The sequence below is a fragment of the Pseudomonas serbica genome (assembly GCF_028823535.1).
Lineage (GTDB): Bacteria > Pseudomonadota > Gammaproteobacteria > Pseudomonadales > Pseudomonadaceae > Aquipseudomonas > Aquipseudomonas serbica.
Window position 1 is genome coordinate 390,523 of the sequence record NZ_JAQIYM010000001.1, and the last position, 19,510, is coordinate 410,032.

The 19,510-nt window shown below is 60.9% G+C and carries 18 protein-coding genes and 3 pseudogenes; 5 read left to right on the top strand and 16 right to left on the bottom strand.

Features of this window, described 5'->3' with window-relative positions; translation table 11 throughout:
• Window positions 1-110: 110 nt before the first annotated feature.
• Entirely contained in the window at window positions 111-779 is a 669-nt protein-coding gene (gene elbB, locus NQL71_RS01795) for an isoprenoid biosynthesis glyoxalase ElbB (protein ID WP_046818466.1), read from the top strand.
• A 132-nt stretch (window positions 780-911) separates the two neighbouring features.
• Here elbB and NQL71_RS01800 read toward each other — a convergent pair.
• Window positions 912-1,388, bottom strand: a pseudogene (locus NQL71_RS01800) (anti-sigma factor); the annotation flags it as partial.
• On the opposite strand from NQL71_RS01800, the pseudogene NQL71_RS01805 reads away from it, so the two are divergent.
• A pseudogene (locus NQL71_RS01805) lies at window positions 1,386-1,511 on the top strand (formaldehyde dehydrogenase, glutathione-independent); the annotation flags it as partial. The pseudogenes NQL71_RS01800 and NQL71_RS01805 sit on opposite strands and share 3 nt — an antisense overlap.
• A 78-nt stretch (window positions 1,512-1,589) precedes the next feature.
• On the opposite strand, the gene NQL71_RS01810 reads toward NQL71_RS01805, so the two are convergent.
• The 6 genes from NQL71_RS01810 to NQL71_RS01835 all read right to left on the bottom strand — a co-directional run bounded on the left by NQL71_RS01810 (window position 1,590) and on the right by NQL71_RS01835 (window position 8,689).
• The gene (locus NQL71_RS01810; RefSeq protein WP_274642193.1) at window positions 1,590-2,666 is read right to left on the bottom strand and encodes an RHS repeat-associated core domain-containing protein; all 1,077 of its coding nucleotides are present in this window, start codon (window positions 2,664-2,666) and stop codon (window positions 1,590-1,592) included.
• Window positions 2,667-2,885: 219 nt separating this feature from the next.
• Window positions 2,886-3,341 (bottom strand): YaiI/YqxD family protein, encoded by a 456-nt coding sequence (locus NQL71_RS01815; RefSeq protein WP_046818727.1) that lies wholly within the window; start codon window positions 3,339-3,341, stop codon window positions 2,886-2,888.
• Between the two features lie 107 nt (window positions 3,342-3,448).
• Window positions 3,449-5,344 (bottom strand): FTR1 family protein, encoded by a 1,896-nt coding sequence (locus tag NQL71_RS01820; protein WP_274642194.1) that lies wholly within the window; start codon window positions 5,342-5,344, stop codon window positions 3,449-3,451.
• Window positions 5,345-5,483: 139 nt separating this feature from the next.
• Window positions 5,484-6,116 carry a homoserine/homoserine lactone efflux protein gene (gene rhtB / locus NQL71_RS01825; RefSeq protein WP_274642195.1) on the bottom strand — a complete coding sequence of 211 codons (633 nt, stop codon included), beginning with the start codon at window positions 6,114-6,116 and terminating at the stop codon, window positions 5,484-5,486.
• Between the two features lie 81 nt (window positions 6,117-6,197).
• A complete protein-coding gene (locus NQL71_RS01830) occupies window positions 6,198-6,779 on the bottom strand; it encodes a mechanosensitive ion channel family protein (RefSeq protein ID WP_046818469.1) in 582 nt (193 codons plus the stop codon).
• Window positions 6,779-8,689, bottom strand: a complete 1,911-nt coding sequence (locus tag NQL71_RS01835) for an ATP-binding cassette domain-containing protein (protein WP_046818470.1) — start codon at window positions 8,687-8,689, stop codon at window positions 6,779-6,781. The genes NQL71_RS01830 and NQL71_RS01835 overlap by 1 nt, the downstream gene beginning before the upstream one ends.
• 50 nt (window positions 8,690-8,739) lie before the next feature.
• On the opposite strand from NQL71_RS01835, the gene NQL71_RS01840 reads away from it, so the two are divergent.
• Entirely contained in the window at window positions 8,740-9,204 is a 465-nt protein-coding gene (locus NQL71_RS01840) for a TIGR02444 family protein (RefSeq protein WP_046818471.1), read from the top strand.
• Here the strand turns inward: NQL71_RS01840 and NQL71_RS01845 are convergent.
• Window positions 9,201-10,262: an AlgP family protein gene (locus NQL71_RS01845; protein WP_274642196.1), complete on the bottom strand. Its 1,062-nt coding sequence runs from the start codon at window positions 10,260-10,262 to the stop codon at window positions 9,201-9,203. The two genes, NQL71_RS01840 and NQL71_RS01845, sit on opposite strands and share 4 nt — an antisense overlap.
• Before the next feature lie 192 nt (window positions 10,263-10,454).
• On the opposite strand from NQL71_RS01845, the gene NQL71_RS01850 reads away from it, so the two are divergent.
• Window positions 10,455-11,120, top strand: coding sequence for an FKBP-type peptidyl-prolyl cis-trans isomerase (locus NQL71_RS01850; protein WP_046818473.1), 666 nt, complete (start codon window positions 10,455-10,457; stop codon window positions 11,118-11,120).
• 60 nt (window positions 11,121-11,180) lie between these two features.
• Here the strand turns inward: NQL71_RS01850 and NQL71_RS01855 are convergent, their stop codons facing one another.
• The 8 genes and pseudogenes from NQL71_RS01855 to NQL71_RS36700 all read right to left on the bottom strand — a co-directional run.
• Window positions 11,181-11,639: an Rsd/AlgQ family anti-sigma factor gene (locus NQL71_RS01855; RefSeq protein WP_046818474.1), complete on the bottom strand. Its 459-nt coding sequence runs from the start codon at window positions 11,637-11,639 to the stop codon at window positions 11,181-11,183.
• A gap of 175 nt (window positions 11,640-11,814) precedes the next feature.
• Window positions 11,815-12,366 carry a disulfide bond formation protein B gene (locus NQL71_RS01860; RefSeq protein WP_046818475.1) on the bottom strand — a complete coding sequence of 184 codons (552 nt, stop codon included), beginning with the start codon at window positions 12,364-12,366 and terminating at the stop codon, window positions 11,815-11,817.
• Window positions 12,367-12,595: 229 nt separating this feature from the next.
• Window positions 12,596-13,834 carry a heme biosynthesis protein HemY gene (locus NQL71_RS01865; protein WP_248685997.1) on the bottom strand — a complete coding sequence of 413 codons (1,239 nt, stop codon included), beginning with the start codon at window positions 13,832-13,834 and terminating at the stop codon, window positions 12,596-12,598.
• Window positions 13,831-14,991 (bottom strand): uroporphyrinogen-III C-methyltransferase, encoded by a 1,161-nt coding sequence (locus NQL71_RS01870; RefSeq protein ID WP_046818477.1) that lies wholly within the window; start codon window positions 14,989-14,991, stop codon window positions 13,831-13,833. Before NQL71_RS01870 ends, NQL71_RS01865 begins: the two co-directional genes overlap by 4 nt.
• 17 nt (window positions 14,992-15,008) lie before the next feature.
• Window positions 15,009-15,776, bottom strand: a complete 768-nt coding sequence (locus NQL71_RS01875; RefSeq protein ID WP_046818478.1) for a uroporphyrinogen-III synthase — start codon at window positions 15,774-15,776, stop codon at window positions 15,009-15,011.
• Complete coding sequence (gene hemC, locus NQL71_RS01880) at window positions 15,773-16,714, bottom strand: hydroxymethylbilane synthase (protein ID WP_077184865.1); 942 nt, start codon at window positions 16,712-16,714, stop codon at window positions 15,773-15,775. Before hemC ends, NQL71_RS01875 begins: the two co-directional genes overlap by 4 nt.
• A gap of 139 nt (window positions 16,715-16,853) precedes the next feature.
• A complete protein-coding gene (locus NQL71_RS01885) occupies window positions 16,854-17,600 on the bottom strand; it encodes a LytR/AlgR family response regulator transcription factor (protein WP_046818480.1) in 747 nt (248 codons plus the stop codon).
• Window positions 17,597-17,719 (bottom strand): annotated as a pseudogene (locus NQL71_RS36700) (sensor histidine kinase); the annotation flags it as partial. The gene NQL71_RS01885 and the pseudogene NQL71_RS36700, both read right to left, overlap by 4 nt.
• A 332-nt stretch (window positions 17,720-18,051) precedes the next feature.
• On the opposite strand from NQL71_RS36700, the gene argH reads away from it, so the two are divergent.
• Entirely contained in the window at window positions 18,052-19,446 is a 1,395-nt protein-coding gene (gene argH, locus NQL71_RS01890) for an argininosuccinate lyase (protein WP_046818481.1), read from the top strand.
• The last annotated feature ends 64 nt before the right edge of the window (window positions 19,447-19,510 follow it).

Below are 19,510 nucleotides of genomic sequence, written 5' to 3' on the forward strand. Positions count from 1 at the left end.
GCCCTGATCGGTATCTTGAGGACAGATCCTATGTGTAGCCCCGAATTATCCCTATGGCAACGAGTGACAAATTAGTGGACATTTAACGCCATGAATCTGGAGAAAAGCCCATGAGCAAAAAAGTTGCAGTGATCCTTTCCGGCTGTGGCGTGTACGACGGCGCCGAAATTTACGAAAGCGTAGTGACCCTGCTGCGCCTGGACCAGCGTGGCGCGCAGGTGCAGTGTTTTGCACCGAATATCGCGCAGCTGCATGTAATCAATCACCTGACCGGTGAAGAAATGCCCGAGTCGCGTAATGTGCTGGTGGAGTCGGCGCGCATTGCCCGTGGCGAGATCAAGGACATTCGCGAAGCAGATGCCGAAGACTTTGATGCGCTGATCATTCCCGGCGGTTTCGGCTCAGCCAAGAATCTGTCCAACTTCGCCATCGAAGGCACCGGTTGCACCGTTCAACCGGACGTCCTGGCCTTGACCGAAGCCTTTGCCGAGGCCGGCAAACCGGTCGGCCTGATCTGCATCTCGCCCGCCCTGGCCGCGAAAATCTATGGGCCGGGCGTGACCTGCACCATCGGCAACGACGCCGAGACGGCAGCCGCCCTGAACAAGATGGGCGCCACCCACAAGGACTGCGCCGTGAGCGATATCGTCGAAGACAAGGCGCGCAAACTGGTGACGACGCCGGCCTACATGCTGGCGCAATCGATCAGCGAAGCGGCTTCGGGCATCAACAAACTGGTCGACCGGGTGCTCGAACTGACCCACGAAAACGACGCCTGACACCATTTACCGTAGGAGCTGGCTTGCCAGCGAAGGCGTCATATCCTTCAACGCATGTGTTGAATATTCGATCGCTATCGCTGGCAAGCCAGCTCCTACAAAGGGTGGTTTTTGTTCCCTGGCTAAAATTGATTACAGGGCTGCCAACGCCCCTTGGTACAACACCGGTCCTGTCGGTTGCCCGGTTGGCGATCCCCCCTTGGGTTCAAGACTGACCGCCAACGCAATCGGTTTGCCGTCCGCCGGAATGGCCCACAACTCCAGACTGCGTCCCTGATCAACCGCTGCCAGCGACAGTGCTTCGACTTTCAAATAATCCTCGTGCGCTTCGACCTTCAGTGCCGGCTGTGCGTCGGCGTTGAGCAGCGTGGCGCTGTAACGCGCACTGTCGCGGTTGTAGATCACGCCCAAGGCCACTGCGACCACCAGCGAACCTATCGCCGCCGTCACCCGCAACCAATTCCAGAACGGACGTTTCTCGGGTATGTGCAGCACTTGCGGTTCTATCCGCGCATTAATACCTTGCCACACGTGCTCCGGCACCGGTTGCTCGGTCAGGGCGTCGGTCAGGCTGGCGAGGCTTTCCTGCCACTGCGCCAGTTCCACGCGGAATACGAAGCACCGGCCATTGTGCTCAACTTGCTGATGGGCGTGGTGCGTGTGGCGGGCAAAATCGGTATCTCTAGCCTGTACGTGACTGAAGACCCAGGTGCAGTGGATGCTGCCGCGAAGTTGTTTAGTGCGGCGTAAGGGATGGAAGCTCAATAAGGGCGGCAGGAGTCGCCCTTGTTTATTGCTCGGCTACTGCAGTCAAAATATATCACCGTTCATGGCTCTAATTTGTGCAGCAACATCATTTAAAGGAGCGTTTTGGGGTAAGAGGTCTGGCCGGGGTCCGTAATTCAAACGTCTGCTGTTATGGCCAACCAGTCGAGTCATTGGATAAGGAAATTCTCGCTGCACTTGTGCAAGCGTTGCGCCCGTATTTACGGTCGCTGAAGGGGCAATTCCGCGAACTTCTCCAAACCCGACGCTGTCGATTCTCGGCAATCGGCTATCTGGTGGAGCAGCGTTCAAAAATTTTTTCATATTGATTTCAGATAACTCGCTTACAACTCCCTTCATTCTTTTTGAAGTGAGGGAAACATTAACGAGATCTTTGCCTTCAAGATGGCCGAATACCCCAGCAAGCATTTCGTTGGGCATATCATTGAGAGTAGTCCGTGGCTTGAGCGTTGGGCTAACTCTTTTCGCTGTGCCTGGCAGGGCACTCCCCCAAGATGGTTTATGCAGCTTGGAGGCGGTCCCCATTTTTGCTATGCGAGAGATATTATTTCGAACAATTACCCAGCCTGAAAAGTGTCCCGTCGTATCGGACTGATTCACCGGGTCCCCCATACAATATGCATACGCATTCAACCCACCCTTCCCAAACGGGCTCCAACTGTCCGGACTGTTAAACCGCATCAATACCGGATTAAACGCCCGATAACCATTGCCCAACAAATAACACCCCGTCACCGGATCCGGACGTTCGCCGTTGAAGCCGAGCAGGCTGAGCAAGCCGTTTTCCAGAGGGCGATGACCATAAGGTGTGTAGGCAAGAGGATTAGGGCGTACTGTCGCGAGTACGTTCAACACCGAGCGTTGCTGATCGGTGGCGAGCATGGCGGTTTCAGCTTTACCGCTCTGGCGTGTTTGTTGCGCCAGTAGATGATCTTCATGCTGAACGATCGAGCGCTGCACCGCGCCTTGCACCTCGGTGGCGAGGCGATCCTTGAAGTAGAAGCGCTGCGTGCTTGCCTCCTTTGAAGGCGTACAAGCGGTCAGCCGATCCAGCGGATCGTAGAAATAGCGGCAGAGCAGAGTTTCACGGTTGGACCGCATGGGCCGGGCTCCCTGAAGATCCTTGGTTCAGGGTTTCACTGTGGGGTATTCGGGCGAGGCTGGCTACTATCAGAACTGATAGTGGCAAGCTTAAGCCACAACGCAATCCGTAATTGAATGGACTCGCCCACGCCGAGGCGTCAATGCGCCACGGTGGCAGTCTAAACAGCCAACGACAGCGAGGGCGAGTCCATTCAATTACAGGGGATCGCGCGGCGCTCAAGACTGGCGCGATAACCGCGTCAAAATCCGGTCCAGCGCATTGGCAAACGCCTGCTTCTCCCGCTCGCCAAACGGTGCCGGCCCACCGCTCATCTGTCCCTGTTCACGCAAGTCGGTGAACAGGTTGCGCACGGCCAGGCGATCACCCATGTTCTGCAGGTCGAACTCCTTGCCCCGCGGGTCCAGCGCCGCAACGCCTTTCTTCACGAGACGGTCGGCCAGCGGCACGTCGCTGCAGATCACCAGCTCTCCGGGCACCGCGTGTTCCACCAGGTAATCATCCGCCGCATCCGGTCCGCTGGGCACCACGATCAACTTGACCAGGGCCAGGCCCGGCTTGATCTGCGGCTGCCCCGCTACCAGCACCACTTCAAACCGGCGCTTGAGGGCGAACTTGACCACCAGATCCTTGGCCGCTCGAGGGCAGGCGTCGGCATCGATCCATACGCGCATCATGTTTTCCTCTATTGAAAAGCATCGCGAGCAGGCTCACTCCCACAGGATCAGCTTAAACCTTGTGGGAGCGAGCCTGCTCGCGATTATGAGCGTAGCGAAGGCTGTTAAGCCGTCACCCGCCGCTTCTCGGCCATGCGACTACGGCTGTACAGCACGATGATCGCGATCAAGGCAACAGCCTGAGCGCTCAGCGAATACGCATCCGCATGAATCCCCAGCCAATCGAACTCAAAGAACGGTACCGGTCGCGTGCCGAAGATCCCGGCTTCCTGCAACGCCTTCACACCATGTCCGGCGAACACCACCGACAATGCACAGAGCAGACCGGCGTTGATGCTGAAGAATAATGCCAGCGGCAGTTTCGCCGAGCCGCGCAGGATCACCCAGGCCAGGCCGACCAACAACACCAGGGCCGTTGCACCACCGGCCAGCACCGCGTCATGGCCAGCGGGACCGGCCTGCAACCACAGGGTCTCGTAGAACAGGATCACTTCGAACAGTTCGCGATACACCGAGAAGAACGCCAGGATCGCGAATCCAAAACGTCCACCACCGCCCACCAGGCTGCTCTTGATGTAATCCTGCCAGGCCGCGGCATGACGACGGTCGTGCATCCATACGCCGAGCCACAGCACCATGACGCTGGCGAAAAGCGCCGTCGCACCTTCCAGCAGCTCACGCTGCGAGCCGCTGACATCAATCACATAAGCCGCAAGCGCCCAGGTACCCAGGCCGGCCAACAGCGCCAGGCCCCAACCGACGTTCACACTGCGTACCGCCGACTGTTGGCCGGTGTTACGCAGGAAGGCGAGAATCGCCGCCAGCACCAGGATGGCTTCCAGACCTTCGCGCAACAGGATCAGCAAACCGGAAATGAAGCTCAGGGACCAGCTCAAGCCGTCACTGCCCAACAACCCGGCAGATGCCTTCAACTTGGCCTTGGCCGCTTCCAGGCGCTGCTCCACCTGCTCCACCGGCAGGCCATCCTGCAACGACTGACGGTAAGCCATCAGCGACTTTTCCGTGTCTTTACGCACGTTGGCATCGACGTTGTCCAAGGAGCTTTCGACCAGTTCGAAGCCTTCCAGATACGCCGCCACGGACAAGTCATAGGCCTGATCGTGATCGCCGGCACGGTAGGCCGCCACGCTCTTGTCCAGGGTGACGGCAGTGTAGTCAAGCAATTGCGCCGGACCCCGCTTGGCCTGCGGCGGCTGCGCCCGTTGCGCGCGGAACGTCGCGGCGGCCTGTGGACCGGCGGCGGCCAACACTTCGGCCGGGGTCTGGCGGGCCAGCTCGGCAATGTCATAGGTCTTGTCGCCGCTGGCGGGCGCCGGATCGGCACTGAAGCTGGCGATGTAAGTGGCCAGGTCCCAACGCTGACGATCATCGAGCTGATCGCCAAAAGCCGGCATATCGGTGCCTTCGACCCCCAGGCCCACGGTGTTGTAGATGGCGTAGAGGCTCAGGTGATCCAGGCGGGCGTTATCGCGCAAGTTGGCCGGCGGCGGAGTCAGGCCGACACCTGCCGGACCATCGCCAGCCCCGGTATCGCCATGACACACCGAGCAATGCTGGGCGTACAGGGGGGCGCCGCGAGTGGGGTCCGGGGTAATGATCGGAGCCTGGCTGACTTCATAGGCCACCGCCAGTTTCGCCCCCAGTTGCCGGGCCTGACGGGCGACGTCGGCGCCATCCTGGCGTGCAGTGATCGCCTCGCGCAGTTTACTGATGCCCTGTTCCAGACTGGCCTTTTCCGGTTTGGCCGGCATGGCGGCAATCAAGCCTTGCACCGCCTGGACGAACTCAAGCTGCTCGCGGTATTCGGATTCGTTGACGGCCTTGCCTGCCTGCACCGCTTGCGGGTAGTCCGCGCCAATGTAATCGAGCAAATGCAACGCTTGCGGTGCGCCTTCCACCGTGTCGGCCAGCAGATTGAAACTGCACAGGGCGAGCACCGGCGCTATCAGCCAGACCAGGAAACGGGACGGGGCAATCATGAACGAATCTCAATTGGAAATACGAAGTAACATATTGTTCACTCCCAATCAGTTTCACTCAAGCTTTGTTGTGAATTGCGCACCAGGGCTTAAATGAAAAAAGGCGACCTTATAGGTCGCCTTTTCTGTGCCTGGTGGTTTAAACCGCGGCTTTGCGCAGTGTCGCCATGAACGCCGCCGCGCCGATGAACAGCCCGGCAAAGGTACGGTTCATGCGTTTCTGCTGCTTGGGTGTGCGCAACAGGCGCAGCACCCTGGACGCCAGTCCGGTGTAGCCGGCCATGACGATCAGGTCCACGCAGACCATGGTAACCCCGATGATCACGTACTGGATCAGCAGCGGCGCGTGCGGATCGATGAACTGCGGCAACACCGCCAGCATGAATACCAACGCCTTGGGGTTACTGATGTTCACCAGAAAACCGCGGAACACCAGGGCCATCGGCTTGCCAATCTGCCGGATCGCCGCGTCATCGCTCATGTCGCTGGGCAGCGCGCGCCATTGTTTGATCGCGAGATAAACCAGGTACGCCACGCCGAACCATTTGATCGCATAGAAGGCGGTGGCCGACGCCGTGAGAATCGCGCCCACACCCGCGCCGACAATCGCAATCTGCACCGCCAATCCCAATTGCAGGCCCAGGGCGTTCCAGTAACCGCGCCAGAAACCGTATTGCAGACCGCTGGACATTGACGCAATGGCGCCGGCACCGGGGGACAGGCTGATCACCCAGCAGGCGGCAAAAAACGCCAGCCATGTTTGAAGCTCCATTGCACACCTCGACTCGAACTCGTGACAGATGTCTAAGCTAATGTGGCTTTGGCTGGATGACTACCGTTTTTTGCAGAAGGCTTATTTTTCAAACCCGCTGGAAGGAAACACATCCGTACCACGCCAGCGTCGAACCGAACGCTGGAAGAACAGGCTGTTGGGCACTTGCACCATGGCGCTGCCGGTACCGAGCTCTTCAGCCTCGATCAGCGTGGTGTACAGCAGGTTGATCGCGATCACCCGGCCTTTGACGCCGGGCTTATCGGTGGTGTCCACCAACTCGACCACATCACCGAGGCGGAACGGGCCAACCGTGAAGATCAGGATCGCGCACAACAGATTGGAGAGCACACTCCACATGGCGAAAAACGCCACCGCCGCCACCGCGACGAAACCCGACAGCGCCGTCCAGAGCACCGTGGCCGAAACCCCGAGGCGCTCCAGCACGAAGATCAGCGCACTGCCCATGATCAGCCAGCGCAGCCCCCCGCGCAGCGGCATCAGCAACTGCGGCGGAAACGGGTAACGCTCGCCGAGACGTGTCAGGCACTTGGCAACGAAACGCTGGGCGATGTAACCGGCCAGCAGAATCAGCAGGATTTGCATACCGAGCCAGAGCGGCTCGATCCACATTGCCGGCAGCGGCAGCTTGAACGCCTCCATCAGGACAGCGCCTCCAACTCCGCCTGCATGCTTTCTAGCAGTTCCAGGGCTTCCATCCAGGCTTCTTCCAGCTCTGCTTCACGCACCTTCAGCTTGGCCTGCTCGGCCAACAGGTCGCGCAATTCATTCTTGCGCAACGGTTCGTAGATGTCGCTATCGCCCAGGCTGGCATCGATCTTCGCCAGTTTTTCGTGCAGCTTGCCCAACTCGGCTTCCAGCTTGTCAGCCTCGCGCTTGTGCGGTGCCAGTTGCTGGCGCAACGCAGCGGCAGCCTGACGCTGGGCCTTCTTGTCGGTCTTGTCCGGATTGACCGGGGTGTTACTGACAGGGGCATTGCGCTGACGGTACTCCACCAGCCAACGGGTGTAGTCCTCCAGATCGCCGTCGAACTCTTCGACCTTGCCGTCCGCCACCAGATAGAAATTATCGGTGGTGCTTTTGAGCAAATGGCGATCGTGGGAGACCACCAGTACCGCACCACTGAATTCCTGCAGGGCCATGGTCAGCGCCAGGCGCATTTCCAGGTCCAGGTGGTTGGTCGGTTCGTCGAGCAGCAACAGGTTCGGCCGATCCCAGGCAATCAGGGCCAGCGCCAGGCGCGCCTTTTCGCCACCGGAGAAATTCAGCACCGGCTCGTCGATCCGCGCGCCACGGAAGTCGAAACCGCCGAGGAAATCGCGCAGGGTCTGTTCGCGCTCGGTCGGCGCCAGGCGCTGCAAGTGCAGCAACGGGCTGGCCTTGGAGTCCAGGGAATCGAGTTGATGCTGGGCGAAGTAACCGACCACGGTGTTCTCGCCGCGGGTCAAGCGTCCGGCCAGTGGCGACAGCTCACCAGCAAGGTTTTTGATCAGGGTCGATTTACCGGCGCCGTTCGGGCCGAGCAAGCCGATCCGCGCGCCGGGGGTCAGTTGCAGCTTGACCTTCTCCAGCACGGCCTTGTCGCCGTAGCCCAGGCGGGCATCAGACAGATCGATCAGCGGGCTGGAGATCTTCTGCGATTCGCGGAAGACGAAGTCGAATGGCGAATCGACGTGCGCGGCGGTCAGCTCTTCCATCCGCTCCAGCGCCTTGATCCGGCTCTGGGCCTGGCGGGCCTTGGTGGCCTGGGCCTTGAAGCGGGCGATGTAGCTTTCCATGTGCGCACGTTGCGCCTGCTGCTTCTCGTACGCCTGTTGTTGCTGGGCCAGGCGTTCGGCTCGAGCACGCTCGAAGGCGCTGTAGCCACCGCGATACAGGGTGATCTTGCGCTGATCGACATGAGCCACGTGATCGACCACGGCATCGAGGAAGTCCCGATCGTGGGAAATCAGCATCAAGGTGCCTGGGTAGCTTTTGAGCCACTCTTCGAGCCAGATGATGGCGTCGAGGTCCAAGTGGTTGGTCGGTTCGTCGAGCAACAGCAGGTCCGAAGGACACATCAAGGCCTGCGCCAGGTTGAGGCGCATCCGCCAGCCACCGGAGAAATCGCCGACCGGGCGATCCATCTGCTCGTTGGTGAAGCCCAGGCCTGCCAGCAACTTGCGAGCGCGGGCGTCGGCGGTGTAACCGTCGGCACTGTCCAACTCGGAGTGGTAACGGGCCTGTGCGGCACCGTCATGGGCCGCTTCGGCTGCCGCCAGGTCGCGTTGCACCTGGCGCAGGCGCAGGTCACCATCGAGCACGTAGTCGACCGCCAGGCGCTCGAGCGTGTCGACCTCCTGGCGCATGTGGGCGATACGCCAGTCGGCCGGCAGGAAGCAATCGCCCGAGTCAGGGTGCAGCTCACCCCGAAGCAAGGCGAACAGGCTCGATTTGCCGGCGCCGTTGGCACCGATGAGGCCGGCTTTCTGGCCGGCGTGCAGGGTCAGCTCGGCGTCTTCTAGCAGACGTTGCGGGCCACGCTGTAAAGTCAGGTTCTGAAGTCGAATCATAATGGCGGCGGAGTCTACCAGCTTCGCTCGCAACTGGCGCGAGTAGCACTATGTCCTCTGACCTGTGGAGCTTTTCCCTGACCCTTTATGCCCGTCCGGGCGTTGAACAGGCGTGCCTGCAATTGCAGTCGGCCGGAGTCAGTGTGTGTCTGCTGCTGTGTGCAGCCTGGCTGGGACAACGGGGTATCGCCTGCGATGAACAACGCCTGCAGCAACTTCGCGGTGTGGCGCAGGCCTGGGACGCCGATGTCGTGCAACCGTTACGGGCACTGCGCGTGCACTGGAAATATGCCGCCACCGGCGATGCCGAACTGCATTCGCTACGCGAAAAGGTCAAGTCACTTGAGTTGGAGGCCGAGCGAATTCTGATATTGCGCCTGGAACGATCGGCTGAGGGCTGGCCGCAGGGTGCCGCGACCGACCTGGCGATCTGGCTGGAAGGTGTGACGGCAGACGCCGCCCACCTCGACCGCGACGCGCTGCATCAGCTGCGCGTCGCGGTAACCGGCACTTAAGAAGCGCTGGTTGGGGTGGAGCTGTTGCTCGACGGTGCCACTGGCGTTGGCGCAGTGGAGGCAGTCGAGGCCGTTGCTGCAGGAGCAGCCGAAGCAGTGGGTGCCGGCGCTGGGGTTGCTGGCTTGGCCGCAGGAGCCGGAGCCGGCTTGGCAACAGCGGCAGGCTTGTTAGCCGTGGCTGGTTTTTTCACTGCAGGTTTTGCCGCTGGTTTGGCTGCTGGTTTTGCAGCGGCTGGTTTGGCGGCTGTTTTTGCCACCGGTTTGGCCGCGGTTTTTGCAGCTGGCTTGGCAGCGGTTTTAGTCGCGACAGGTTTTGCAGCCGGTTTTGCAGCGGCGGTTTTGGCGGCTGGTTTGGCGGCTGCGGTTTTCGCCGCGGCAGGTTTCGCAGCAGCGGTTTTGGCGGCAGGCTTGGCTGCCGGTTTAGCGGCCGCTGTTTTCGCCGCGGTTGTCCGCGCAGCAGGCTTGGCAGCTGCAGTTCTGGCAGCTGGTTTTGCAGCACTGGCCGCGACAGGTTTTTTCGCTGCAGATGTGGCAACAGGTTTGGCTGCGGCTTTCACCGGTGCCTTGGCGGCAGGTTTGGCGGCAGGCTTGGCCGGTGCTTTTGCGGCAACCGGTTTGGCAGCGGCTTTCTTCGCAGGGGCCGCTGCTGGTTTGGCCGAACGCAGGGACAACGCCTTGCCGACAGCCTCTTGTACGCGACCAACACCCTGGGCCAGTTTCAGGCTTTCCTGGGCATCGCGCTTGAGTTGCAGAATGTAGCCGCGAGTTTCCGATTGACGATCCTTGAGCGCATCAAGCAGATCCTCGAGCTCCTTCACCGCGTCCTTGGCTTTGGTCTGCGCCTTGGCCTTTCCGGCGGCCGCTGCGTCCTGCAATTTGGTTCGGGATTTGTGCAATTTCTCTTGCGCTTTTCCGCGCTGCTTTTCCAGTTTGGCGAGCAGTTTTTCAGCATCAGCCAAAGCTTCGGAACAAGCGTTTTCGAGATGCTCGAGCAAGCTGCCCGAGAGTTGTTGGAGCAGGTGCAACGGAGTACTTACAGGCTTCTTGGTGGCCGACATGGTTTACCTCCTGGCTGGCGTGAGTGCGGCTCATACTAGACCTCTGCTGCTACCGCCGCTAGGGCATCTTGACAGTATCCAAAGCGCCGCGTTGCAAGGAATTGAAAATGTTCTGCGCTGGCGCAAAAGCAGTTCACCGTGGAATGCATTCTCGCTGGCATAATCGCCCGCAACTCAGGTCGGAGAGTGCCCATGTCGCGCTACCTTTTTTTATCGCTTTGCGTGATTTTTTCCGTGGCCAACGCCGCTGAAAAAAACCAGGAAAAAGAGGCTCACGATCTCGCTTACAGCTTGGGTGCCAGTCTCGGCGAACGCTTGCGCCAAGAGGTTCCCGACTTGCAGATTCAGGCGCTGGTCGACGGATTGCAACAGGCCTATCAAGGCAAGCCACTGGCGTTGAAGGACGAGCAGATCGAACGTATTCTGGCCGAACACGAAGCCCGAGCGGCCACGCAATCAGCTGCGCCGGAAAGTGAACTGGCCCTGGAAAAAGAGCAGCGTTTTCTCAGCGAAGAAAAAGCGAGGCATGGGGTTCGTGAATTGGCTAATGGCATCCTGCTGACAGAGCTCGCACCAGGGACAGGCGCCAAGGCCGGGCCGAACGGCAAGGTGCAAGTTCTGTATGTCGGTCGCCTGCCTGACGGCACGGTGTTCGATCAGAACAGCCAGCCGCAGTGGTTCAGCCTCGACAGTGTGATCAGTGGCTGGCGCAGCGCCCTGCAAGACATGCCGGTCGGTGCGAAATGGCGCCTGGTGATTCCATCGGCCCAAGCCTATGGCGCCGACGGTGCCGGCGACTTGATCGCGCCGTATACGCCTCTGGTATTCGAAGTCGAGTTACGCGGCGCTGCCGGCTGAACGTGGAAATGAAAAACGGCGTGCCTTGGCACGCCGTTTCGGGATCCAGCGGGAAGCGGTTCAAGCCTGGACCGAATCGGTTTCCTTGTGAGCTGTGTGCAGCACTTCAATCAGGCAGTCTTCCAGTTCGAAGCGCTCATGCAACAGGCCACCCAGCTCCTTGAACTTCTCCGCGACGCATTTTCCGGCATCACACAGGTCATTGAACGCGAGCAGCTTCTCGGTGATGACGTCGATGCGCGGATAGATCGTCTCGGCGAGTTCCAGGCCACGCTTGTCGTTGAAAGCCTTGGCCTCCCCCGTCAGCTGTTCGTAGATCTCGAAGTGGCCGGCGGATACGTAGTCGACCAGCACCCCACAGAATTCCTGCAAAGGTTTTCGGTTTTCGCCCAACGCCTCGGGCTTCTCGCCGAGAGTGTCATAGGCCCGAACCAGTTCGTGACGTTCCTGCAACCAACGATCGATCAGCAGATGTACTCCACCCCAACGTTCCTGAGCATTCTGACAACTTTCGAGCATGGCGGTCTCTCTTCCCTTGTGGGTCATGCTGCTCTACACCTGTCGCCCTTGAGAATCAAGATTCGACCAGGCAGAGCGTCATCGAGCAACATAAATCCAATGACACGTGCGGGCCAGATTATGCCCGCACGACGGTGGCTTCAAGGTACGCAGACGATAAAGTTCATACAAGTGTTTAATCGCCGGCAAGCACCCGGTGCGACGAATCGCCGCCGAGCGGTCGCCGGCTGACGCTCAAGACCAGGCGTATCAGCTGATAAATACCCAGGATCATCATCGCAACGAAGAACAGCAGGCTCCATTCCGGGATACTCAAATCGAACAGCGTCCAGGCGATCTGCGGGCAGTCGACGGCCCCCTGGAACACCCTCTGCACGACGCTCAGCCACGGTGCGTAGGTGAATACCTCGGCCAGGTCAGGTGTGCAGGCGGAAAACTGGTGCACCGGATCGGTTTGCAGCAACACCTGGCGCCAGGCCGTGAAGGTCCCCAGCAGGCTGCAGGACAGCCCGAGCAGCCAGTACACAAAGGACCCCAGGCGAGCGGGACCATGCACCGCAGCCGTCAGGCACACACCGCTCAACAGCGCCAGGCAAGCCCGCTGCAACAGACACAAGCCACAGGGGCTGAGACCCACCGCATATTCCAGGTAATAGGAAACGCCCAGGGCCAGGGCACCTGCGAGGAACACAGTAAAAAACAGGGAGCGTGGGCAGGCCAACGACATGGCGTTTCCGTAACGATTAAGGGTCCGGTCGCTACGGTAGTTGAAAGCGCGCAAGCCTTACAAGGCGGGCAGATGCAGACATTTCAGCAAATACATACGGAAATCCCGACAGACATCAGGGGATCTGACGTAGGGGTCTGTAGGACTTTGCTGACGCCCCATTGCGAAGGGAAAATTCCGACAGGACCGGGGAACGGATCGCCCCCTCGAGCGATCCTTCACCCAGCGATCAACCGTGAGCCAACACCGGCAGCGGTGCCGCCAGCAAGCGCTCATCGAGCAGGCCCAGGCCTTCCTGGAACAATTGATTGCTGCGCTCGGTGTCTCCCATCTGTGCCAGCAGGCGTGCCAGTTCGGCGCAGGCTTCCGGGTTGCGCTGGACTCGCAGGCTGCTTTCCAGATAGTCCCGGGCCTTGCCCCACAGGCTGTTTTGCAAACACAGGCGACCCAACGTCAGCAACAGGCCTGGATCGCTCGGATGGTCTTTAAGCCAGCCCTCGGCGAGTTGCAACTGGCGAGCCGGGTCACTGCCGCGCACCAACCCATAGAGGCGCGCCAGATGGCTGTCGTAGTTGCGTTTCAGAGCCGTGCGCAGGACCTCCTCGGCCTCGACCTGGGCACCCAGTTGCCGTAGTTGCTCGGCATAGGCGAGCACCAATTGCGGCTCCTGGCGCTGCGCTGAAGTCAGCTGCTGCCAGGCGCGCTCGAGCGCTTGCAGACCGAGTGTGCCCTCCTCCTCCCGATGCGCCGCCAGGGACAGGTTCTCCCCCCAGGCCCGACGCTCCAGCTCGGCCAGTTCCGCCACCGGCAGGACTTTATCCTTGCGCAGCTCAGGCAGGAGGCGAATCACCGCCGACCAGTCGCCTCGCTGCTGATGCAGACGCTGCAACTGACGCAGGACCTGTGCGTTATGCGGGTGGCGCTCGTGCATCGCCTGCAGGGTCGTCAGGGCTCCCTCGGTATCACCGCGATCGGTCTGCAATTGCGCGTGGTTCAGGGCAATCGCCAACTCGGCTTGGGGCTGGCGCTCCAGGGCACGCTCCAGCAGGTTGTCACTTTCTTCGTAACGACCCTGCTCATTTGCGGCGCGGGCAGCCCCGAGGTAGTAAAGCAGCGGCTGGCGCTCGGCTTCCGCAGCCCGATGCAAATGACGTTGCGCGCTGGCCCAGCGACCTTCGGCCAGATCCAGTTGCCCGTGCTCGATCGCCACTTGGACCCGGCGACTGCGATTGCGCCGTGACCACGGATTGACCACGCCACCGGAGGTCGTGACCAGTTCGACCAACGCCTTGACGCCCCAGAAGACCAGCCAGAGAACGGCGACCAGGGCCAACGTTGCCCACAGGCTCGATTCGTAGCGAAAGCTCTTGTAGGCAATCAGGACATAACCGGAATGCTCGGCAATGGCCAGGCCCAAGGCAGCCGCAGCCGCAATGGCCAGGAACACGATCACATAGAGGCGTTTCATGGAGTGGCCTCCTGTGCGGGGTTCGCCGCAGGTTTGGCCAGCGGCTTGATCGAGTCTTCGGCGTTGACGTTACGCCGTTCCAGGTAACCCTGGACCGCACTCAGGGTTCCGGTCAGGTCCGGGGTGACCACAGAGACCGGCTGCTTGCTCAGTTCGGCCACCTGCTCGAGCATCACTTTGCTCTGAGGATTGTCCGGATTGAAGTTGCCCTTGAGTACATCCCGCGCCTCTGCCAGCGCCTGGGAGTACACCGCTGCCTGACCGTTGAGTGCCGCCCACTGTGCCTGTTCCAGCGCCAGGCTCAATGCCAGGCGAACCTGGCTCAGGCTCTGCCCGGCCAGCAAGGGACGGACATTTTTGTCGGCGTTGAAATCGATACGGATGTAGCGCGAGATCTGATCCCACCACTGCGCCCAGCGACTGGCGCCGTCGCCATCGGCGGTCAGCCCCAGCAGGGACTCGCCACGGTCCTTGTACTCGGGCGCGAGCTCGGTGAGGCTGATCACCTGATCGCGCAACGCCCCCAGGCGCAGGAACAGACCGGTGCGATCCGGCTGCTCCGTGCTGCGCAAGGCCACCAGGGTCTTGGCCACTTGCTCGCGAGCAGCGAAAGAGCCTGGGTCATTCTGTTCACGGAGGATTTCATCGGCGCCCTGGACCAGGGCCTGGGCGCTGCTGATGTCCTGCAACGCCGAAAGGCGCAGGCTGGCCAGGCGCAACAAGTGCTCGGCCTCGGCCAGGCGCCAGTCCTTGCGGCTGGCGCCGAGAACGGTTTCCAGGCGTTGATTCAAACGTTGCTGGTCGCCCTGCAACTGAGTCACCAGGCGGCTGCGCTCTTCCAGTACATCGGCATTGGGCAATTGCTCAAGGCGCGCGCTCAGTCGCTGCTCGTTCAGCTTCAGGCTCTGCGCCTGATCGTTCAAGGCCTGCACCTGACTCAACTGCTGCTGGGTATTGGCTTGCAAGTGACGCACTTGCCAGACTCCCCAGCCACCCACTGCGACACCGACGGCGCCCACCAGCAACGCGACGATTGCCAGCCCGTTGCCTCGGCGCTGCTGTTCGGCAGGTGGTGGTCGCAGTTCATCAAAAGGTGCATCAACCGGTGCATCGAGCACTGGCCGCGAGTCATCTTTAGGCAAGGCTGTTTCGCTCACGTATCCATCCTTTGCATTTAGAGAACGGGCACGGGATGCTCCCGTAACGCCGTCAGCAAAGCCGCGGCACTGGCGCCACGACAATCCACAACTGTCAGGGCCCCGGCGGCACGTGCCAGCTCGGCGACCCTGGGGCTTGGTACAAACAACGGCAACTGCGCCAACTGCGGCCAGGCATCGCCAGCCAATTGATGCAGGTGCTCAAAACCCTGTCCACTGCTGACCACCAGCGCGTTCAGGCGTTCCGCCTTGATCCGATGCTCCAGCGCCGCTGGCGGGTATAGCGGCAGCTCGCGGCGGTACAACTCCAGATACTCGACACTAGCACCTCGCTCGCGCATGCGCTCAGCCAGCAGTTCACGCCCCCCCTCCCCGCGCAGGATCAGCACCTGCGGATCGAACCGCGCGATAGCCTCGCGCAACGCTGCAAGTTCAAGCAAGGCCTCGCTGTCATCGCCTTGCGCTGGGAAGCTGACGTCCAAACCGCGAGCCTCGAGGATCTGCGCCGTCGCAGCGCCGACACTGAACCACTTCACGCGCGGTGCTGGCGGGCCAAAGCGGTCGAGCAGCTCAACACCGATGCGCGCCGCCGGCTTGCTGACCACGATCACCGCGCAGTAGCGATCCAGATCGCGGAACGCTTCGCGCATTGTCTCAGAGACCGGGATCGGCACTATGTCCAAAAGCGGCAAGCTGCTGCTGAAAATCCCCTGCTCGGCCAATAGACTGCCCAGCGCCGCCGACTCATCCGCCGGACGCGTCAGCAGCAGGCGCCAACCTGTCACTCGTGACCTGCCTCGCCATATACCGCCTTGAGGATATCCGCGGCGCCCTGGCTCAAGAGGTCTTCGGCCACACGCACACCCAAGGCTTCGGCATCGCCCCGCGGCGCACGCGCCTGGGCACTGAGCAGCAGGCCGCCACTCGGGTCACCCACCAGTCCTCGCAGCCAGACCTGCTCGCCCTCGAGCACGGCGTAGCAGGCAATCGGCACCTGGCAGCCGCCATTGAGGTGTTTATTGAGGGCGCGCTCGGCACTCACGCGGGTCGCGGTGTCCTGGTGATGCAGCGGTGCGAGCAGCGCGTGGATGTCGCTGTCCGCGGTGCGACATTCGATGCCCACAGCGCCCTGGCCACCGGCCGGCAGGCTGTCTTCGACGCTGATGGCCGAGGTGATGCGATCTTCGAAGCCCAACCGGATCAAGCCTGCGGACGCCAAGATGATGGCGTCGTATTCGCCGGCGTCCAGCTTGGCCAGGCGGGTGTTGACGTTGCCGCGCAAGAAGCGAATTTCCAGGTCCGGACGACGGGTCAGCAACTGGGCCTGGCGGCGCAGGCTCGACGTGCCGACGATGCTGCCGGCAGGCAACGCCTCGAGGCTGGCGTAGGTGTTGGACACGAAAGCATCGCGTGGGTCTTCGCGCTCGCAGATACAGAACAGACCGAGGCCTTCAGGGAAGTCCATCGGCACGTCTTTCATCGAATGCACGGCGATGTCGGCTTCGTTTTCCAGTAGCGCGGTTTCCAGTTCCTTGACGAACAGGCCCTTGCCACCGATTTTCGACAGCGGTGAGTCGAGCAGCTTGTCGCCGCGACTGACCATGGGCACCAAAGTCACGAGCAGACCCGGATGGGCCTGCTCCAGACGGGCTTTGACGTATTCGGCCTGCCACAGGGCAAGAGCGCTTTTGCGGGTGGCGATGCGGATCTGGCGAGAGGACATGGATCAATCCGTACTGAAAAGATACGACGGATAATAACAGCTCAGCCAAATCCACTTTGACTTGTATCAGAAACTACTTGGCCTCCCTGGCCCCCGGATGTCCGGCAATCGGGTGTGATATCCGCCTGCGATCAGCGAATCAAAGCTGTTGCATCATTTTTCGCACACCGGCCACGTGACGTCGGCTGACGATCAGGGCATCGCCGTTGAGGCCCTTGAGGAACAGCTGAAAATGCCCCAGCGGTGTTCGTTGCAAGCGTTCGATTCGCTCGCGAGCGACCAGTGCGTTGCGGTGGATGCGCACGAAACGGTCACCGAATTCATCTTCGAGGGCTTTGAGTGGCTCATCCAATAGCACCTCACCACTTTCGTGGCGCAGGGTCACGTACTTGTGGTCGGCGATAAAATAGACCACCTGATCCAGCGGAATCAGCTCGATCCCCTTGCGGGTGCGGGCACTGATATGGCTGCGCGGGCCACTGCCACTTTCGGCAGCAGGACGAGTCAGGGCGGCGAGTTGGCCACGATTGGGCCGTTCGGCCTTTTTCAACGAATCATGTAGTTGTTCAGTTCTCACAGGTTTCACCAGATAGCCTACGGCGCTGGCCTGTAAGGCTTCCACGGCAAATTCATCGGGGCCTGTGCAAAACACCACGGCTGGCGGGGTTTCGCGTTCGCACAATCGCGCGGCCACTTGCAGGCCATCGAGGCCTGGCATGCGGATATCGAGCAGCACGATATCCGGTTTGTGGCTGTCGATCAGTGCCAACGCTTCTTCGCCGTTCGTGGCGCTGGGCTCCAGGACACTGTATCCCTCGAGTTCGCCAACCATTCGGCTCAGGCGCTCGCGGGCTAGGGGGTCGTCATCAACGATCAGGACATTCATATTGCGCTGGATTCCTGCGTGAGTCTCGCACAAGGATAGCGTAGACAGGTGAAGTGACGTCCGTCACCGCGATCCACGCTAAGACTAGCGCGAGCGTGAAAAAGTGCCGCTGGTCGGGCAGCTAATTTTTCATCTGCCGGGCGATTAGCGGCCCAGGCCCGCTTTGGCGACACATCGCCACAGGGTTTGCTGATTCGCAATATGAACACCCCTCTTCTTATAGTCCTCTTGCGCACCGAGAAGTGCGCTCATCCTCCTGTCCAACTGTAGACGGTTGCCGGAACGATATTGCTCAATTGAAAAATATCGTTGTGCAAATTGTTCGCGCACTGGCTCTGGCAAGCCCAACGATGAAAACCAGTCGACCAGTGTCAACGACAGGATTGGCAACCCTGTTATTATCCGCGGCAGCTTTCAACGCCATCTTTCTTCAGCCGATACGAGCGAATTCATGAGCACTGACAAGACCAATCAGTCCTGGGGCGGCCGCTTCAGTGAACCCGTCGACGCCTTCGTCGCCCGCTTCACCGCCTCCGTCACCTTCGACCAGCGCCTGTATCGCCACGACATCATGGGCTCGATCGCCCACGCTACCATGCTGGCCAAGGTCGGCGTGCTGACCGATGCCGAGCGCGACAGCATCATCGATGGCCTGAAGACCATCCAGGGTGAAATCGAGGCCGGCCAGTTCGATTGGCGCGTGGATCTCGAAGACGTGCACATGAACATCGAGGCGCGCCTGACCGACCGCATCGGCGTGACCGGTAAAAAGCTGCACACCGGTCGTAGCCGTAACGACCAGGTCGCCACCGACATTCGCCTGTGGCTGCGTGACGAAATCGACCTGATCCTGGGCGAAATCACCCGCCTGCAAAAAGGCTTGCTGGAGCAGGCCGAGCGCGAAGCGGGGGCTATCATGCCGGGCTTCACCCACCTGCAGACTGCGCAGCCGGTGACCTTCGGGCACCACATGCTGGCCTGGTTCGAAATGCTCAGCCGCGACTACGAGCGCCTGGTCGACTGCCGCAAGCGCACCAACCGCATGCCACTGGGCAGCGCCGCTCTGGCCGGCACCACCTACCCGATCGATCGCGAATACACCGCCCAGCTGCTGGGCTTCGATGCAGTGGGCGGCAACTCGCTGGACAACGTGTCCGATCGCGACTTCGCCATCGAGTTCTGCTCGGCTGCCAGCATCGCGATGATGCACTTGTCGCGCTTCTCCGAAGAGCTGGTGCTGTGGACCAGCGCGCAGTTCCAGTTCATCGATCTGCCAGACCGTTTCTGTACCGGCAGCTCGATCATGCCGCAAAAGAAAAACCCGGACGTACCGGAGCTGGTGCGCGGCAAGACCGGCCGTGTGTTCGGCGCGCTGATGGGCCTGCTGACCTTGATGAAAGGCCAGCCACTGGCCTACAACAAGGACAACCAGGAAGACAAGGAACCGCTGTTCGACGCCGCCGACACCCTGCGCGACTCGCTGCGCGCCTTTGCCGACATGGTCCCGGCGATCAAGCCCAAGCACGCGATGATGCGCGAAGCAGCCCTGCGCGGCTTCTCCACCGCCACCGACCTGGCCGACTACCTGGTGCGTCGCGGCCTGCCCTTCCGCGACTGCCATGAAATCGTCGGCCATGCCGTGAAATATGGCGTGGAAAGCGGCAAGGACCTGGCGGAAATGAGCCTGGAAGAACTGCGCAAGTTCAGCGACCAGATCGATCAGGACGTGTTTGCCGTGCTGACCCTGGAAGGTTCGGTCAATGCCCGCAACCACATCGGCGGCACCGCGCCGGCGCAGGTCAAGGCAGCTGTGGTGCGTGGCCAGGCGCTGATCGCCAGCCGCTAGATCGCCAAAAGCTTCGCGAGCAGGCTCGCTCCCACAGTTGACCGAGTTCTTTCAGAAAGAATGA

Excerpts from the sequence above, each read along its gene's own strand:
- elbB (WP_046818466.1), top strand. The coding sequence starts at position 111 with ATGAGCAAAAAAGTTGCAGTGATCCTTTCCGGCTGTGGCGTGTACGAC.
- NQL71_RS01810 (WP_274642193.1), bottom strand. The coding sequence starts at position 2,666 with ATGCGGTCCAACCGTGAAACTCTGCTCTGCCGCTATTTCTACGATCCG.
- NQL71_RS01815 (WP_046818727.1), bottom strand. The coding sequence starts at position 3,341 with ATGCGCGTATGGATCGATGCCGACGCCTGCCCTCGAGCGGCCAAGGAT.
- NQL71_RS01820 (WP_274642194.1), bottom strand. The coding sequence starts at position 5,344 with ATGATTGCCCCGTCCCGTTTCCTGGTCTGGCTGATAGCGCCGGTGCTC.
- rhtB (WP_274642195.1), bottom strand. The coding sequence starts at position 6,116 with ATGGAGCTTCAAACATGGCTGGCGTTTTTTGCCGCCTGCTGGGTGATC.
- NQL71_RS01830 (WP_046818469.1), bottom strand. The coding sequence starts at position 6,779 with ATGGAGGCGTTCAAGCTGCCGCTGCCGGCAATGTGGATCGAGCCGCTC.
- NQL71_RS01835 (WP_046818470.1), bottom strand. The coding sequence starts at position 8,689 with ATGATTCGACTTCAGAACCTGACTTTACAGCGTGGCCCGCAACGTCTG.
- NQL71_RS01840 (WP_046818471.1), top strand. The coding sequence starts at position 8,740 with ATGTCCTCTGACCTGTGGAGCTTTTCCCTGACCCTTTATGCCCGTCCG.
- NQL71_RS01845 (WP_274642196.1), bottom strand. The coding sequence starts at position 10,262 with ATGTCGGCCACCAAGAAGCCTGTAAGTACTCCGTTGCACCTGCTCCAA.
- NQL71_RS01850 (WP_046818473.1), top strand. The coding sequence starts at position 10,455 with ATGTCGCGCTACCTTTTTTTATCGCTTTGCGTGATTTTTTCCGTGGCC.
- NQL71_RS01855 (WP_046818474.1), bottom strand. The coding sequence starts at position 11,639 with ATGCTCGAAAGTTGTCAGAATGCTCAGGAACGTTGGGGTGGAGTACAT.
- NQL71_RS01860 (WP_046818475.1), bottom strand. The coding sequence starts at position 12,366 with ATGTCGTTGGCCTGCCCACGCTCCCTGTTTTTTACTGTGTTCCTCGCA.
- NQL71_RS01865 (WP_248685997.1), bottom strand. The coding sequence starts at position 13,834 with ATGAAACGCCTCTATGTGATCGTGTTCCTGGCCATTGCGGCTGCGGCT.
- hemC (WP_077184865.1), bottom strand. The coding sequence starts at position 16,714 with ATGTCCTCTCGCCAGATCCGCATCGCCACCCGCAAAAGCGCTCTTGCC.
- NQL71_RS01885 (WP_046818480.1), bottom strand. The coding sequence starts at position 17,600 with ATGAATGTCCTGATCGTTGATGACGACCCCCTAGCCCGCGAGCGCCTG.
- argH (WP_046818481.1), top strand. The coding sequence starts at position 18,052 with ATGAGCACTGACAAGACCAATCAGTCCTGGGGCGGCCGCTTCAGTGAA.